This window comes from Parazoarcus communis SWub3 = DSM 12120, assembly GCF_003226565.1.
Classification (GTDB): domain Bacteria; phylum Pseudomonadota; class Gammaproteobacteria; order Burkholderiales; family Rhodocyclaceae; genus Parazoarcus; species Parazoarcus communis.
In genome coordinates, this window is sequence record NZ_QKOE01000001.1 from 98,035 (window position 1) to 112,326 (window position 14,292).

Below are 14,292 nucleotides of genomic sequence, written 5' to 3' on the forward strand. Positions count from 1 at the left end.
CGACCCCGGACGCCCACTCAAGCGAGGCGGAAGCGGCCCGACAGCTCATCCAGCGTGCGGGCCAGGGCGTCCAGCCCGGCTGCCGACTGCGCGCTGCGGCTGGCACTTGCCGACAGATCGCCGGTTCCACTGGATACGGTGTCGATGCGGCGGACGATCTCACGGGTGGATTCGGCCTGGGCCTTGATCAGCTCGCCAATGCTGCCCACCGCCTCGAACACCGCATGTGTGCCTTCGCGGATGCTCTCGACCGACACCTCCGCCTCGCGCGACAGGCTCTCTCCACTGGCCACCCGCTCGACCACTTGCTTCATGCCGGATGCGACATTGCGGGTGCGGTCCTGAATCAAGCCAACGGTCATGATGATCTCCTGCGTCGAGCTGGCGGTGCGCTCGGCGAGCTTGCGCACTTCGTCAGCCACCACCGCAAAGCCACGGCCCTGCTCACCTGCACGCGCAGCCTCGATCGCGGCATTGAGCGCAAGCAGGTTGGTCTGCTCGGCCACCTCCCGGATCACCTGCACCACACCGCTGATCTGCTGGGACAGGACCTCCAGTTCCTCGACCTGGGACGCGGTGGCGTCGACCACTTCGGAGACGCGGTGCATCTCGCTTGCCATGCTGCGGATGAACTGACGGCTGTCCTCGGCACGTGCAGAGGAGCGCTCAGTGGTCTTCAGCGACAGACTGGCGTGAGCCTCGACCTGATCGATCGAATGGACCAATGCACTGGCGGCCTCCGACATTCGGGCCAGTGCATCCTCTTGCGACAGCGCATGATCTGATGCGGTACTGGCGATGCCCGACATCTGCCGCGCCTCGACACCGAGCTGCTTGACCTCACGGCGCAGGTCATCCACCAAACCGTGCAGGTTATCCCGCATCTGACCGATCTCGCCCAGCAACACGCCAAACTCGTCTGCCCCTGAGCGTGGTACGGCGACGGTCAGGTCGCCACCGGCAATCGCCCGTGCCACCCGCGAGGCATCATCGAAGGCCGTACGCAGACGGCGCAGCGTGCTCAGCGCAATCATCACGCCACACACGGTGCCGAACACCGATAACGCAAAGTACGCACTGATCGTTGCCTGATAGCGCACCTGAGCCTGCTGGTAGAGCTCGGCCGTCAGCGCATTCTGATGGGCATGCAGTGCCGCAAGCGCCTCACCGGCCAGATCACCCGCTGGCTCGCCCCCCTGTACAAAGGCACTCATGTAGGTCAGCCGGAAGCTGCCGGTCCGCAGCGAGGCGAGTACATCGTCAACTTGCGTCAGCCACGCGTGGTAATTTGCCTCGAAGGTCTCGAACAGCTCGATCTCACGTGCGTCACGCAACTGTTCGCGCTGCGCCTGCAACAGTGCACCGATTTCAGCGGTGTTGCGGTCGATCTGCTCCAGATAATGGGACAACGGACGCTCATGAGCAGACGCCAGGCCGCCCTCGGGATCGAGCTGGAAGGCAAGCGGCACGAGCCGCCGGTTGGACAGCAGGCGCAACTGGATCGCCTCGAGACGCCCAAGCGCCGCAAGATTGACCTCATGAACCGCACGCAGCGCTTCCTTGGCTTGATGAAGCCCGTACCAACCGAACCCGACTGCAGCAAAGAACAGCACGCCGGCAACGGCGGCCCAGATCCACAGACGCTGTGCAATGGTGAGTTTGCGCACGCTTGCCCCTCCGATGGTGATGTGCCGGCGACGGACCACCGCGCCGGGCAGGGTGAATCAGTCCGCCGCGCGCACGCGGTTCAGCGCCGCGTCGTTGGGCAGGTTGAGCACGCAAAGGGTGCCGCCGGGGTGGTAGATGTAGGGCACGCAGCGATTGCAGTTGATGCAACCGGATGCCTTCACCTCCCCGCGCCGGAACTTGTTGACCAGCTGCGGATCGTGGATCAGGGGCCGCGCCATCACCACCGCGTCGAACCCTTCGGCAAGGGCGGTTTCGGCATTGGCCAGCGAGCGCGCGCCGCCCAGATAGCCCAGAGGCATGTCGACGGCAGCACGGATGCGGCGGGAATGCTCGAGAAAGTACATCTCGCGGAAGTTCACTCGAGGCGTGCCAAGCTGGGACAGCTTCATCATCAGGCCGGTCAGCCAGCTGCCCTTGAGGACCTTCTGCATCTCGGCCATGTCGAAGTTGCTGCCGAACATGAACCAGCCCGACTCGATATTGCGCCCACCAGATAGCACCAGCAGATCAGCGCCGGCATCCCGCAACAGCCGGGCGGTAACGATGGCATCGTCTGCGGTCGCGCCCCCGGGCACACCGTCAGCAACATTGATCTTGGCCAGCACCGCCATCTGGTGCCCCACCTTGTCCTTCACCCGTCGCAGCACCTCCACCGGAAAACGGGCACGATTCTCGGCACTGCCACCGTATTCATCCTTGCGCTTGTTCGACAGCGGCGAGATGAACTGATTGAGCAGGTAGCCATGCCCCATATGGATCTCGACCGCGTCGAACCCTGCCTGTCGGCACAGTTCGGCGGCCTGGACAAACTGCTCGATGACCTGCTCCATGTCGTCCCGGCGCATGCTGCGCTGGCGAAAGTTGCCACGCATGAAACCGGCCTTGTTGAAACCGCCGGATGCGCTCATCGTTGGCCCATCCACCTTCAGCGAGGTCACGAAGGATCCACCATGGGTCAACTGGTAGGAGATCGCACCGCCCTCGGCATGGACCGCATCGGCAAGGGCCTTGAGGTCCGGAAGGATCTCCGCCCGCATCCACACCTGGTTGGGCAGTGTGCGCCCCACTTTGGCAACGGCGCCGTAGGCCACCGTGGTCAGGCCGACCCCGCCTGCCGCGAGGTCGCGGTGGTGCTTGACCAAGGCCTTGCTGGGGGCCCCGTGGATCACCATCCCCTCGTTGGCACCCGCGCGGATGAAACGGTTACGCAGGGTGATCGGCCCCAGCCTGAAGGGGGCGAACAGCCGGTTGTCGTCGTTCATGGAATCCTCTTGAAATCGATGCAAGCACAGCGGAGGTGCAGCAGGTTCACGCAGGAACACGCAGCTGTGCCCGCAGCTCGTTCTTGGCGATCTTGTTCGATGCGTTCACCGGCAACACGTCGAAGAAGCGCACGAAGCGCGGCACCTTGTAGTTGGCCATGCGCTCGCGCGACCAGGCGATCAAGCCGGCTTCATCCACCACCTGCCCGGGACGCAGCACCACGCAGGCGCAGCCCACTTCACCCATGCGTTCGTCAGGCACGCCAATCACGGCAACCTGAGCGATCGCGGGATGAGCCGTGAGCGCAGCCTCGATTTCCGCCGGGTAGCAGTTGAAGCCACCGACGATGAACATGTCCTTGAGCCGGTCGGTGATGCGCAGATAGCCACGCGCATCCAGGGTGCCGACATCGCCGGTATGCAGCCAGCCATCTGCATCGATGGTTTCGGCGGTGGCTTTGGGATCCTCGAAGTATCCCTGCATGACGTGGAAGCCTCGCAGGCAGATTTCCCCCGCCTCGCCCGCTGCCAGCGGTTGATTGCCGGCATCGACAATGCGCACCTCGGTACCGGGAATGGCATAGCCGCTGGTCAAGGCCACAGTCTGGGCGTCGTCATCGGCCGCACAGATGGTGGCCAGGCCGCCGCACTCGGTCAGCCCGTAGGCAGTGAGTACGACTTCGAAGCCCAGCTCGCGCCGCATACGCTCGATCAGCACCGGCGGAATGGTGGACGCGCCGGTAACGGCCACCCGCAGGCTGGACAGATCGGTCTGCGCCAGCTTGGGGTGGGCCAGCATCGACAGATACAGCGTCGGCGGTCCCGGCAATACACTGATGCGATCGGCTTCGATACGACGGAACACCGCCTCGGCGTCGAACACCGGATGTGGCAGCACGGTTGCCCCGGCAATCAGGCAGGTGACCCAGCCGGCCTTGTAGCCGAAGGTATGAAAGAAGGGATTGACGATCAGATAGCGATCGCCGGTCCGGATGCCCGCAATGTTCACATACTCGATGAAGGCCTGGATGATCTGGCGGTGAGCGCTGACCACCCCCTTGGGACGGCCGGTGGTGCCAGAGGTGAACATCAGATCCGACATGTCATCAGGGCGAACGGCCGCGGCACGCATGCGTGCCTGCGCCTCGCTGACCGCCTGACCGCTCTCCAGAAAGCCCGCCCATTCACAGTCGGCATGAGCACCGGCCTGCCCGATTGCCACCACCTTCTCCAGCGTTGCCGGACGGCAGGCTGCGAGCATCGCGGGGTAATCCACATCGAGGAAGCGGTCCACCACGAAGAGGATGCGGCTGCGGCTGCGTTCGATGATGTCGGCCGCCTCGGCGCCCTTCATCCGGGTGTTGATCGGCACCATCGCAGCCCCGGCGCAGTGGATGCCAAGCGCCGCGATGATCCACTCGGCACGGTTGGGCGCCCAGATCGCGACCCGGTCACCAGGCTGGATGCCGTGGGCAATCAAGGCCCGGCTGACGGCAAATACCTGGGCCGGCAAGCCGGCATAGTCGATACGCGTCGAGCCGTCCTCGATGAAGATGCGCTTGCCGTGGCGCTGCGCCGCCTCCATGACGAGCGCCGGTAAGGTGCGGGCAAGGGGTGGGACAAATTGTGCAGTCATGGTGATTCCAGAAATGTTGCGTCGGCTCCCGAGGCAACGCCGGGCCGCCCCAGGTTTCCTTGCCCCTTCGGGGGCGGGCTGGGCACAGCCCGGCCCAGGGGGCGTTCAGATGCTCATGACGAACTGGCCGCTGTCGACACGCAGTTCGATGCCATTGACGGCTCTGGAGCCGTCCTCCGCAAGGAACAGGATGGCGGCCGCCACGTCCTCGGGCAGACAGGCACGGTTCATCGGATCGGCATCGATGGTGAAGCGTGCCGGATCGATGCCCTTCGGGTAGGAGGCCGCGGTCATCGGCGTCATGATGCCGTCGGGGTGGATCGAGTTGCAGCGGATGCGGTACTTGCCCTTGCGGCACTGTGCGGCAACCGCCCGGGTCAGGCCGGCAATGGCTGCCTTGGAGGCGCCGTAGGCCGCGTAGTCTTCCTTGGCGGCGATGCCGGCAATCGACGACATGTTGATGATCGATCCACCGTGGTCCTTCATCAGCGCCACGCCTGCCTTGCAACCCAGGAACACGCTGTCGGCATTGACCCGCATCAGCCGCTGCCAGTCATCGAGCGTGGCCTCCTCGATCGACCCCTTGAGCAGGATGCCGGCATTGTTGACCAGGATATCCAGCCGGCCGAAGCGCTCCAGTACCGCTGAACTCACCCGATCCCAGTCGGCGGCCGAGGCCGCGTCCTGGCGAATGAAGCAGGTCCGCGCCCCCAGCGCAGCTGCCAGTGACTCGCCCGCATCGACGTTGAGATCGGTGAACACCACCCGCGCGCCCTCTGCGACAAACAGCTCCACCGTCGCACGCCCGACACCGCTTGCACCACCGGTCACCAGCGCGACCTTGCCTTCGATTCTTCCTGCCATGGATCCAGTCTCCTGTTGCGCGGTCATGCAGCAGCCGCAATGTGGTGGGCGGCGATGTAGCCGAAGGTCATCGCCGGGCCGATGGTGGCACCCGCGCCGGGATAGGCCGTCCCCATCACCGAGGCAGAAGTGTTGCCGATGGCGTAAAGGCCTTCGATCGGCGAGCCGTCGGCACGCACGACGCGGGCATGGGCATCGGTGAGCAACCCGCCCTTGGTGCCGATGTCGCCCGCATCCATCCGCATGGCGTAGAACGGCCCCTTACGGATCGGCGCGAGGCAGGGATTGGGCTTGACATTGACATCGCCGTAGTAGCGGTCGAATACGTTGTCGCCACGGCCGAAATCGGTATCCTTGCCGGTCAGGGCGTAGTCGTTCATCTTCGCCACGGTGTCCTGCAGACCGGCCGGATCGACGCCAATCTGGCGCGCCAACTCGTCCAGCGTGTCAGCCTTCCAATACACGCTACCGAGCCATTCCTTGCGCAGCCGGCTGTCGGGCATGATCTGCGCCGGCATCAGCGGACCCATCGCATAGTTGAAGCGGAAGTGGGCATCAAAGATGCACCACGCCGGCACATTCCTGCCGCCGGTAGCATCGCGGTCCTTGTACATGGCGTCGCCAAACTCGAGATAGCCTTGAGCCTCGTTGCAGAAACGCTTGCCGAGCGCATTGACCACGATCGCGCCCGGAAAGGCGCGCTCGGCGAATACGCCGCGCGGCTTGTCCTCGCCCACCACGGCGATGGTCGGCGCCCACCACGCCCATTCGAGCAGGTCGGTAGCGGCGCCGGCAGCCATGCCGGCCTCGAGTGCGGCCCCGGTGTTGTTGCCCGGTGGGGTGGCGCTCCACGCGGTCTTCGTCGGCTGCGGCAGGTATTTCTCGCGCAGGGTCTGGTTCTGCTCGAAGCCACCAGCGCCCAGGATCACGCCGCGGCGGGCCATCAGCGTCAGCGCGCGGCCTTCGCGCTCCACGCGGACGCCGATCACACGGTCGCCGTCGAGCACCAGGTCGCGAAAGTCCGTCTTCAACCACAGCGGTACCTTGCGGTCCAGCAGCGAGGCGCGCAGCGCGCACACCAGCGAACTGCCGAGGCCGGCACGGCGATCGTACTTGCTCTTCTTGCGCCACTTGAGGTCGAACTTGTAGCGCAGCATCAAGCCAAGGATCTTGAAGCGCCAGCCGCGCTCCCGGGCCATCGCGACATGGGCGTCGCGCGCGGTCCACGCAATGCGGCCCATCAGCAGCGTCGACGCCGAGGGCCGGCGCAGGTTCTGAAGCTCATCTCCGAGCGTGCTGGTGTCGAACAGTTCGGGATCGAGCGAGCGGCCGCCGGGCAGGGCACCTGGCAGGTGCTGGTAGTAATCGGGGTACTTCTCGGCCACCGCGTAGCGCACCCGGGACACGTCCTCGAGGTACTTGATCATCTTCGGCGCATGGTCGAGGTAGGCACGCACCTTGGTCTCGTCCGCCTTGCCACCACCCGCCGCCAGAATGTACTGCAACGCCTTTTCGTAGCTGTCCTTGCCGCCCTTGGCCGCAAAGTAGTGGTTGTTTGGAATCCAGATACCGCCACCGGAGATCGCCGAGGTGCCGCCGAACTTGTCGCTCTTCTCGATCACCAATACCGACAGCCCGCGGTCGGCGGCGACCACCGCCGAGGTCATCGCGCCCGCACCGGAGCCGACAACGATGACGTCCCAGCTCATCTGTGACTGATCTTGCACGCTCACGCTCCACCCCTGATCTTGTTGGAATGTGAGCGATGGTGGCGGCACGCCCGGCGCGCTTCATCGTCAATGCGGACTAGACGCAAGTCGTGGCGAGGTGCGCGCGCGGCATCATCCAATCGAGGGATGCGGCGCGGGCCGCGGGCTCCGATCATCGTGCGAGGAGACACCCATGCAGCCCCACACGATAAGGAAACCCCGATGAGCACGACCCTCTCCCCCGCCACCGACACCCCGCCACGCCACAGCCCTGCCCGTCCCTGCCGGGTCGAAGACGTACCGCAGTGGGATATCGAGACAGATGTCGCCGTGATCGGCTTTGGCGCCGCCGGCAGTTGCGCGGCAATCGAGGCACGTACGGCTGGCGCCGATGTCCATGTGTTTGAGGTGGCGGCCGCGCCCGGCGGCAGTGCCTCGTGGTCAGGCGGCGAGGTGTATGTCGGTGGCAGTGGCGGCACGCGGGTACAGCGCGAGCACGGCTTCGAGGACAGCACCGAGGATCTCTACACCTATCTGATGATGGCTGGCGGCCCCGGCGCCGATGCGGAACGCGTGCGCGTCTACGCGGAAAATGCGGCAACCCATTTCGACTGGCTGGAGGCCCAGGGCGTACCGTTCAAGGGTACCTACCTGCCGGGAAAGTGGATCGAACCAACCACAGACGACACCTTGCTGTGGTCGGGCAGCGAGGCAGCATGGCCCTTCAGCACCAGAGCGAAGCCGGCGCCGCGCGGTCACACCGCCCAGTTCAAGGGCTGGGGCGGCGGCAAGGTGCTGATGGAGAAACTGTGCGCGCGTGCCGAAGCCCTGGGCGCAGTCGTACATTGCAACGCCCGTGCGCTGAGCCTGATCGTAGACAAGACGAACCGCGTGGTCGGCGTGATCGTGCGTATCGACGGCGCCGAACGATTCGTACGCGCCCGCAAGGGCGTATTGCTGTGTGCTGGCGGCTTCATCGTCAACCGGGACATGGTAGCGCGCTTCGCCCCGGGGGCGCTCGCCTGCTCGGAGGTCGTGTCCGGCGGCAACGATGACGGCTCCGGCATCCGCATGGGGATGAGCGTGGGCGGCGCCACGATCCACATGGATCAGTTCTTTGCCACCATCCCCTTCTTTCCGCCTGAATCGCTGGTGAAGGGCATCTTCGTCAATGCACGCGGCGAACGCTTCATCAACGAGGACGCATATCACGGCCGAGTGGGTCACTACGTGCTGCGCCAGCCCGAAGGCAAGGCCTGGCTACTGGTCGATAACGAGATTTTCGGTCGCCCGGTGATCCAGCCCGACATCGAGGTGGCCGCAGTGGGCGAAAGCTGGTCGGAAATCGAGCGCGAACTCGGCCTGCCCGCCGACAGCCTTGTGCATACCGTCACCACCTTCAACCGGCACGCCACCGAGGGCCGGGACCCCTTGTTTCACAAGGCGACAAACTGGCTGCGCCCACTGACCGAAGCCCCCTTTGCCGCACTCAGTTACTGCATTGGCGACCTGAAGGCTCACGCTTTCACCATGGGCGGGCTGCACACCCTGCCCAGCGGCGAGGTGCTGGACGCCGACGGCCAGCCCATTGCCGGCCTCTACGCTGCCGGACGCAGCGCCTGTGGCCTTCCGCGCTGGGGCGAAGGCTACAGTTCGGGCATGTCGCTGGGCGACTCGACCTTCTTCGGCCGCCAGGCCGGATTGGCTGCCGCGCGCCGCTAGTCCCATTGGACGATGGCGGCACCCACGGCCTTTCCTACCCTTGGAACAGATTCCGGCGGTATCCGCAGTCATGACGGGAACCGCACCATCCTAAGCCAACACAGCATCAGCGCGGGATGCCGGCACAACGCGGGCCCCGCCACGAGGAGACAGAAGATGACAGGTCGTTTGCAAGGCAAGGTGGCATTCATCACTGGCGGGGGTAGCGGCATTGGGGCCGCAACAGCACGACGCTTTGCGCAGGAAGGCGCGACCGTAGTGGTATGCGGTCGCCGTCGCGACCCGCTCGATGCCGTCGTCGACCACATTGCCGCCACCGGCGGCAAGGCCGAGGCGGTGATTGCCGATGTGAGCGATGAAGCCGGTTTCACTGCGGCGCTCGAAGCGGCAGCCCAGCGCCATGGCCGTCTCGACGTGCTGGTGAATAATGCGATGGCCTACACCTGGGGCAGCATTGAGGACATGAGTACGACCGACTGGCATGCCAACTTCGCCACCTCGGTCGATGGCACCTTCTGGGGCACGCGGACCGCAATGCGGCTGATGAAGGGCAAGGGCGGAGCCATCGTCAATGTGTCATCGATCTGTGGTTCGCTGGGCACGCCCTGGATGGCCGGCTACTCCGCGGCGAAGGCAGCGATCGACAACTTCTCGCGTGCGGCCGCGGCCGAAGGCGCCGCCCAGGGCGTACGGGTGAATGTCGTGATTCCAGCTGTGGTCGAGACTCCGGCCACCGCAGGTATGCTGGCCGACGAGAACTCGCGGCGGACCACCGAGAAGCTGATCCCGATGGGCCGTGTCGGCCAACCCGAGGAGCTTGCCAACGCAATCCTGTTTCTCGCCAGCGACGAAGCCTCGTACATCACCGGGGCAAGCCTGCCGGTCGACGGCGGCCGTTCGTCCGTGCTGGTCACCGCGCTGTGAGTCGCGTCATGAACGCCCTGCCCCACCTGTTCAGCCCACTGCAGCTCGGAGAGCTTGAGCTTTCCAACCGCATTGTCATGGCCCCGATGACGCGTAACCGGGCTGACGCGGACGGCGTGCCAGGCGCCTTGATGGTGGAGTACTACGCCCGTCGGGCCGATTGCGGCCTGATCGTCGCCGAAGGCGCATGGCCCAGCCGTAACGGTCAGGCCTATTGCCGCCAGCCAGGCATCGCCACCGAAGCGCAGATCGCCGGCTGGCGCCAGGTGACCGGGGCCGTTCATGCACGGGGGGGCCGTATCGTGCTGCAGATCATGCATGCGGGACGTATCGGCAGCCGCCTGATCAAGGGTAACGATGCGGAAACCGTCTCCGCTTCGGCGCTTCGTGCCAGCGGTGAAGTATTTACCGACAATCATGGCATGCAGTCCTTCGACACGCCGCGCGCACTGTCGACGGAGGAAGTCGGACAGGTTGTACAGGAACACAGACAAGCCGCGCTCAATGCCAGGGCTGCCGGATTCGATGGCGTCGAACTGCATTGCACCAGTGGCTATCTGCCGATGCAGTTTATGTGCTCCGGTACCAATCTGCGCACAGACTGCTACGGCGGCAGCGTCGCCAACCGCGTACGCTTCGCCGTCGAATGCCTGCAGGCCATGAGCGATGCCATCGGCCCTGGCCGGGTCGGCGTACGCTTCAATCCGGGTAACACCTATAACGATACGCGCGACGCAGACTCCGCCGCGACCCATGCCGAGCTGGCACGACAGGCTGCGGGGCTGGACCTGGCTTACGCACATGTGATGCGTTCACCGGTCGCGGAGATTGACGCCTTTGATCTGGCGCGCGCAAGTTTTGGCGAGCGTCTGATCCTGAATGACGGTTTCGACGCCAGCACGGCCGAGGCTGCGCTGGCAGACGGACAGGGTGTGGCCGTCTCGTTTGCTCGTCACTTCATCGGCAACCCCGACCTTGTGCACCGGCTGCGCGCCGGACTGCCGCTGGCCCGCTTCGATCGCAGGACACTGTATACGCCAGGCGCCGCGGGCTACACCGATTATCCCGAAGCAGAAGGAGTCAGCGCATGATCTATTGGGAAGATGTGGTTCTCCACACACCGCGCGAGTCGACCGCAAGCTACTGCCTGACCGCCGACAACATCAAGGCCTTTGCCACCGAATGGGATCCGTTTCCACCTCATGTCGACGAGTCCGCCGCGGCGCGGTCGCCGATTGGCGAACTGTTTGCGGCCGGCGTCCATCTGCTGTCGATCACCATCCGGCTGTCGCACAGCATCGCCCATGAGGACACCGCGTCCATTGCCGGACGCGGCTGGGAACACCTGCGCTTTCATCGCCCCGGGGTGGTCGGCGACGAGCTGCGGGTGCGCGTGACCCACATCGACCGTCGCCCCGCCAGCCGCCGCGAACGCGGGGTGCTGGTATCGCGTTTCGAACTTTTCAATCAACGGGGCGAAGTGGTGGTGAGCTTCGACAACAACGTGGTGATGCTGCGCCGCGAAGCTGCTGCCTGAACCCCGAACTTGTCCGCATGGAGAATGCCTTGAAGATTCTTGTCCCGGTTAAGCGGGTGGTCGATTACAACGTGAAGGTCCGGGTCCGCTCGGATCAGGGCGGGGTCGAACTGGCCGGCGTGAAGATGTCGATCAACCCCTTCGACGAGATCGCCGTCGAGGAAGCAGTCCGCCTGCGTGAAGCCGGTACCGCCAGCGAGGTGATTGCAGTCAGCTGCGGTGGCGCGGCCTGCCAGGAGACGCTGCGCAGTGCCCTTGCCATGGGTGCTGACCGTGCCATCCTGGTCGAAAGCGACATCGAGCTGCAACCACTAGCAGTGGCCCGGCTGTTGCAGGCTGTGGCCCTCCGGGAGCAGCCGCAACTAGTGATCTGCGGCAAACAGGCGATCGATGACGATGCCAACCAGACGGGTCAGATGCTGGCAGCACTGCTGGGCTGGCCACAGGCGACCTTTGCCTCCAAGGTGCTGCCGGGCGACGGAACGCTCACGGTGACCCGCGAGATCGACGGCGGCCTTGAGACGCTGGCATTGAAACTGCCTGCCGTGGTGACGGCCGACCTGCGCCTGAACGAGCCACGCTACGCCACGCTGCCCAATATCATGAAGGCCAAGAAAAAGCCGCTGGAGGTGATGCCGGCTGCCGGTTTCGGGGTCGATATCGCACCACGCCTGCGTCACACCCGCCATGCCGAACCCGCCGCGCGCAAAGGCGGCATCAAGGTGGCCGATGTGGCCGAGCTGGTGAACAAGCTGCGTAACGAAGCAAAGGTAATTTGAGGCAAACGATGAAGACACTGGTCATTGCTGAACATGACAACACCCGGCTGGCAACGGCAACGCTGAACGCCATTACCGCAGCAACCCGCTTCGGCGGCGAGGTCGACATCCTGGTTGCTGGCCACCGTTGCGATGCGGCCGCCGCTCAGGCCGCAAGCCTGGCAGGCACACGCCGGGTGCTGAAGGCCGACGCCGCACATTACGCCGATGCGCTGGCGGAGAACCTGGCTGTGCTGATCCGGGGCATGGCCGGTAGCGGCGGCTATCGGGCCATACTTGCCGGTGCCAGTAGTTTCGGTAAAAATCTGCTCCCCCGCGTGGCCGCCCTGCTCGACGTGGCCGCCATTTCCGACGTTGTGGCCATCGACGCGCCGGGCCGGTACCAGCGGCCGATTTACGCCGGGAACGTCCTGGTTGCAGTAGAGTCTGATCAGCCACTGGATGTATTGACGGTACGCACCACTGCGTTTGATCCGGCAGCAACAGGGGGAAGCGCACCGGTCGAACCCGTCGCTTCGGGACCGGATCTGGGTCTGTCACGTGTCACCGGGCGTGAGTTGAGCAAGTCCGAGCGACCTGAACTGGGTGCGGCAGCCATTGTGGTATCGGGCGGTCGTGGCCTGGGCAGCGGCGAGAACTACCAACGCCTGCTCGAACCCCTGGCCGACCGTCTGGGTGCTGCGCTGGGCGCCTCGCGCGCTGCCGTGGATGCGGGGTTCGTTCCCAATGATTATCAGGTCGGGCAAACCGGCAAGATCGTTGCGCCGGGACTCTATATCGCGGTCGGCATCTCGGGAGCGATCCAGCATCTCGCGGGCATGAAGGATGCCAAGGTGATCGTTGCGATCAACAAGGATCCGGACGCTCCGATCTTCCAGATTGCGGACTACGGTCTGGTGGCAGACCTGTTCGAGGCAGTGCCGGCGCTGACTGCTGGACTGGCTTAGGGCTGAGTGCCGCCTCTTGCGGCGGCTTGAATGAGGATTGGGCTTTGGCCAACATCGAACTGGATCTCGCGGAATACAACCGCATCGTCTCGGCACTGTACGACGCCTCGCTTGAGAGTCGCGGCTGGCCGAACGCGCTGGAGATGCTGCGCGCGTTGTTCCAGGCGAATTACGTCACCCTGATCCTGCGCAGCCCGGAAGAAGGCAATCTGGGGCTGATGATCGCGGTCGGCGTGGAAGGTGGTGACCGGGTCACCTACCTCCCGTATGGCCACGACAGCACCCCTTTCGTCAATCAGCCCACGGACAAGGTATTCACGGTCGAAGACCTGATGACCGAGGCGGAATGGCGCCGGATGCCATACTTCCTGCATTGGTGCGCACCCAAGGACGTATTTCATGTGATGGGTGCGGACATCTCGACTCCGGATGGCGGAAAGTTGCGGTTTCGCATCACCCGGGGCGAAGCCGGGTCAAAGTTCGACACGGTCGACCGGGCGCGCTGCGAGATGCTGCTACCGCACCTTCGTCGTGCACTGCACGTACACAATTTGCTGGACCGCAGCGAGTCGATGGGGGCGCTCTATTCGCAGGCAATCGGCAAGCTTTCGGTCGGTACCGTCGTGCTCGACGAAAGTGGCAAGGTGCTGGAACAGAACCTGATCGCACGCGAGTTGCTGTCAAGCAATGACGGGCTCAAGCTGGTCGGTGGCCGGCTCGAAGCCTCCTACCCCAGCGACAACCGCGAATTGCAGCAACTCATCCGCAACGCCTTCGTGCGCAACGCTGGTACGCCGCCGACGATCGCGCAGGCGATGTCGGTGTCGCGCCCGTCCGGCCAGGTCAGTCTGGGCGTGGTTGTCGAGCCGGTGCCTTCGCAGGAATGGGCGGAGGGCAAGGGCCAGCCTGCAGCCGTAGTCTATATCCGGGACGCAGCCGGCAAATCGCTGGCCAGCATGGCGGCCGCAAAGCAGCTGTTCAACCTCACCCCGGCAGAAACCGCACTGGCGATGGAGCTGGCCAATGGCCTGTCGCTCGAGGAAGCTGCCGAGGCACTCAATATCCGACGCAATACCGCACGCGCGCACCTGCGCTCGATCTTTTCCAAGACAGGCGTGCGCCGCCAGACCGAACTGGTGCGGATCATGCTGAACAGCGTCGCTGCGCTGAGCAGCTGAAAGACCGCCTGCCCCACGGATCCCCGTCCGGGTGATCCGCAATCA

The 14,292-nt window shown here is 64.7% G+C and carries 12 protein-coding genes; 7 read left to right on the forward strand and 5 right to left on the reverse strand.

The window, feature by feature from the left end:
• Positions 1-17 precede the first annotated feature (17 nt).
• The 5 genes from DNK49_RS00420 to DNK49_RS00440 form a co-directional block, all read right to left on the reverse strand.
• Positions 18-1,667 (reverse strand): methyl-accepting chemotaxis protein, encoded by a 1,650-nt coding sequence (locus DNK49_RS00420; protein WP_110522349.1) that lies wholly within the window; start codon positions 1,665-1,667, stop codon positions 18-20.
• Between the two features lie 57 nt (positions 1,668-1,724).
• Complete coding sequence (locus DNK49_RS00425; RefSeq protein WP_110522350.1) at positions 1,725-2,951, reverse strand: NADH:flavin oxidoreductase; 1,227 nt, start codon at positions 2,949-2,951, stop codon at positions 1,725-1,727.
• A gap of 46 nt (positions 2,952-2,997) precedes the next feature.
• The gene (locus DNK49_RS00430) at positions 2,998-4,587 is read right to left on the reverse strand and encodes a FadD3 family acyl-CoA ligase (protein WP_110522351.1); all 1,590 of its coding nucleotides are present in this window, start codon (positions 4,585-4,587) and stop codon (positions 2,998-3,000) included.
• Between the two features lie 105 nt (positions 4,588-4,692).
• Positions 4,693-5,451, reverse strand: a complete 759-nt coding sequence (locus DNK49_RS00435; RefSeq protein WP_110522352.1) for an SDR family oxidoreductase — start codon at positions 5,449-5,451, stop codon at positions 4,693-4,695.
• Positions 5,452-5,474: 23 nt separating this feature from the next.
• Complete coding sequence (locus DNK49_RS00440) at positions 5,475-7,178, reverse strand: FAD-binding protein (RefSeq protein WP_243632189.1); 1,704 nt, start codon at positions 7,176-7,178, stop codon at positions 5,475-5,477.
• Between the two features lie 204 nt (positions 7,179-7,382).
• Between DNK49_RS00440 and DNK49_RS00445 the strand changes: the two genes are divergently transcribed.
• The 7 genes from DNK49_RS00445 to DNK49_RS00475 all read left to right on the forward strand — a co-directional run bounded on the left by DNK49_RS00445 (position 7,383) and on the right by DNK49_RS00475 (position 14,247).
• On the forward strand, positions 7,383-8,882 hold the full coding sequence (locus tag DNK49_RS00445) for an FAD-dependent oxidoreductase (protein ID WP_110522354.1): 1,500 nt from the start codon (positions 7,383-7,385) through the stop codon (positions 8,880-8,882).
• A gap of 156 nt (positions 8,883-9,038) precedes the next feature.
• Positions 9,039-9,806 (forward strand): SDR family NAD(P)-dependent oxidoreductase, encoded by a 768-nt coding sequence (locus DNK49_RS00450; RefSeq protein ID WP_110522355.1) that lies wholly within the window; start codon positions 9,039-9,041, stop codon positions 9,804-9,806.
• Between the two features lie 8 nt (positions 9,807-9,814).
• Positions 9,815-10,897, forward strand: coding sequence for an alkene reductase (locus DNK49_RS00455; protein WP_110522356.1), 1,083 nt, complete (start codon positions 9,815-9,817; stop codon positions 10,895-10,897).
• Positions 10,894-11,343: a MaoC/PaaZ C-terminal domain-containing protein gene (locus DNK49_RS00460; RefSeq protein WP_110522357.1), complete on the forward strand. Its 450-nt coding sequence runs from the start codon at positions 10,894-10,896 to the stop codon at positions 11,341-11,343. Before DNK49_RS00455 ends, DNK49_RS00460 begins: the two co-directional genes overlap by 4 nt.
• Before the next feature lie 29 nt (positions 11,344-11,372).
• On the forward strand, positions 11,373-12,122 hold the full coding sequence (locus DNK49_RS00465) for an electron transfer flavoprotein subunit beta/FixA family protein (RefSeq protein WP_110522936.1): 750 nt from the start codon (positions 11,373-11,375) through the stop codon (positions 12,120-12,122).
• A gap of 8 nt (positions 12,123-12,130) precedes the next feature.
• Positions 12,131-13,069, forward strand: coding sequence for an electron transfer flavoprotein subunit alpha/FixB family protein (locus tag DNK49_RS00470; RefSeq protein WP_110522358.1), 939 nt, complete (start codon positions 12,131-12,133; stop codon positions 13,067-13,069).
• 44 nt (positions 13,070-13,113) lie between these two features.
• Positions 13,114-14,247, forward strand: a complete 1,134-nt coding sequence (locus DNK49_RS00475) for a helix-turn-helix transcriptional regulator (protein ID WP_110522359.1) — start codon at positions 13,114-13,116, stop codon at positions 14,245-14,247.
• Positions 14,248-14,292 lie beyond the last annotated feature (45 nt).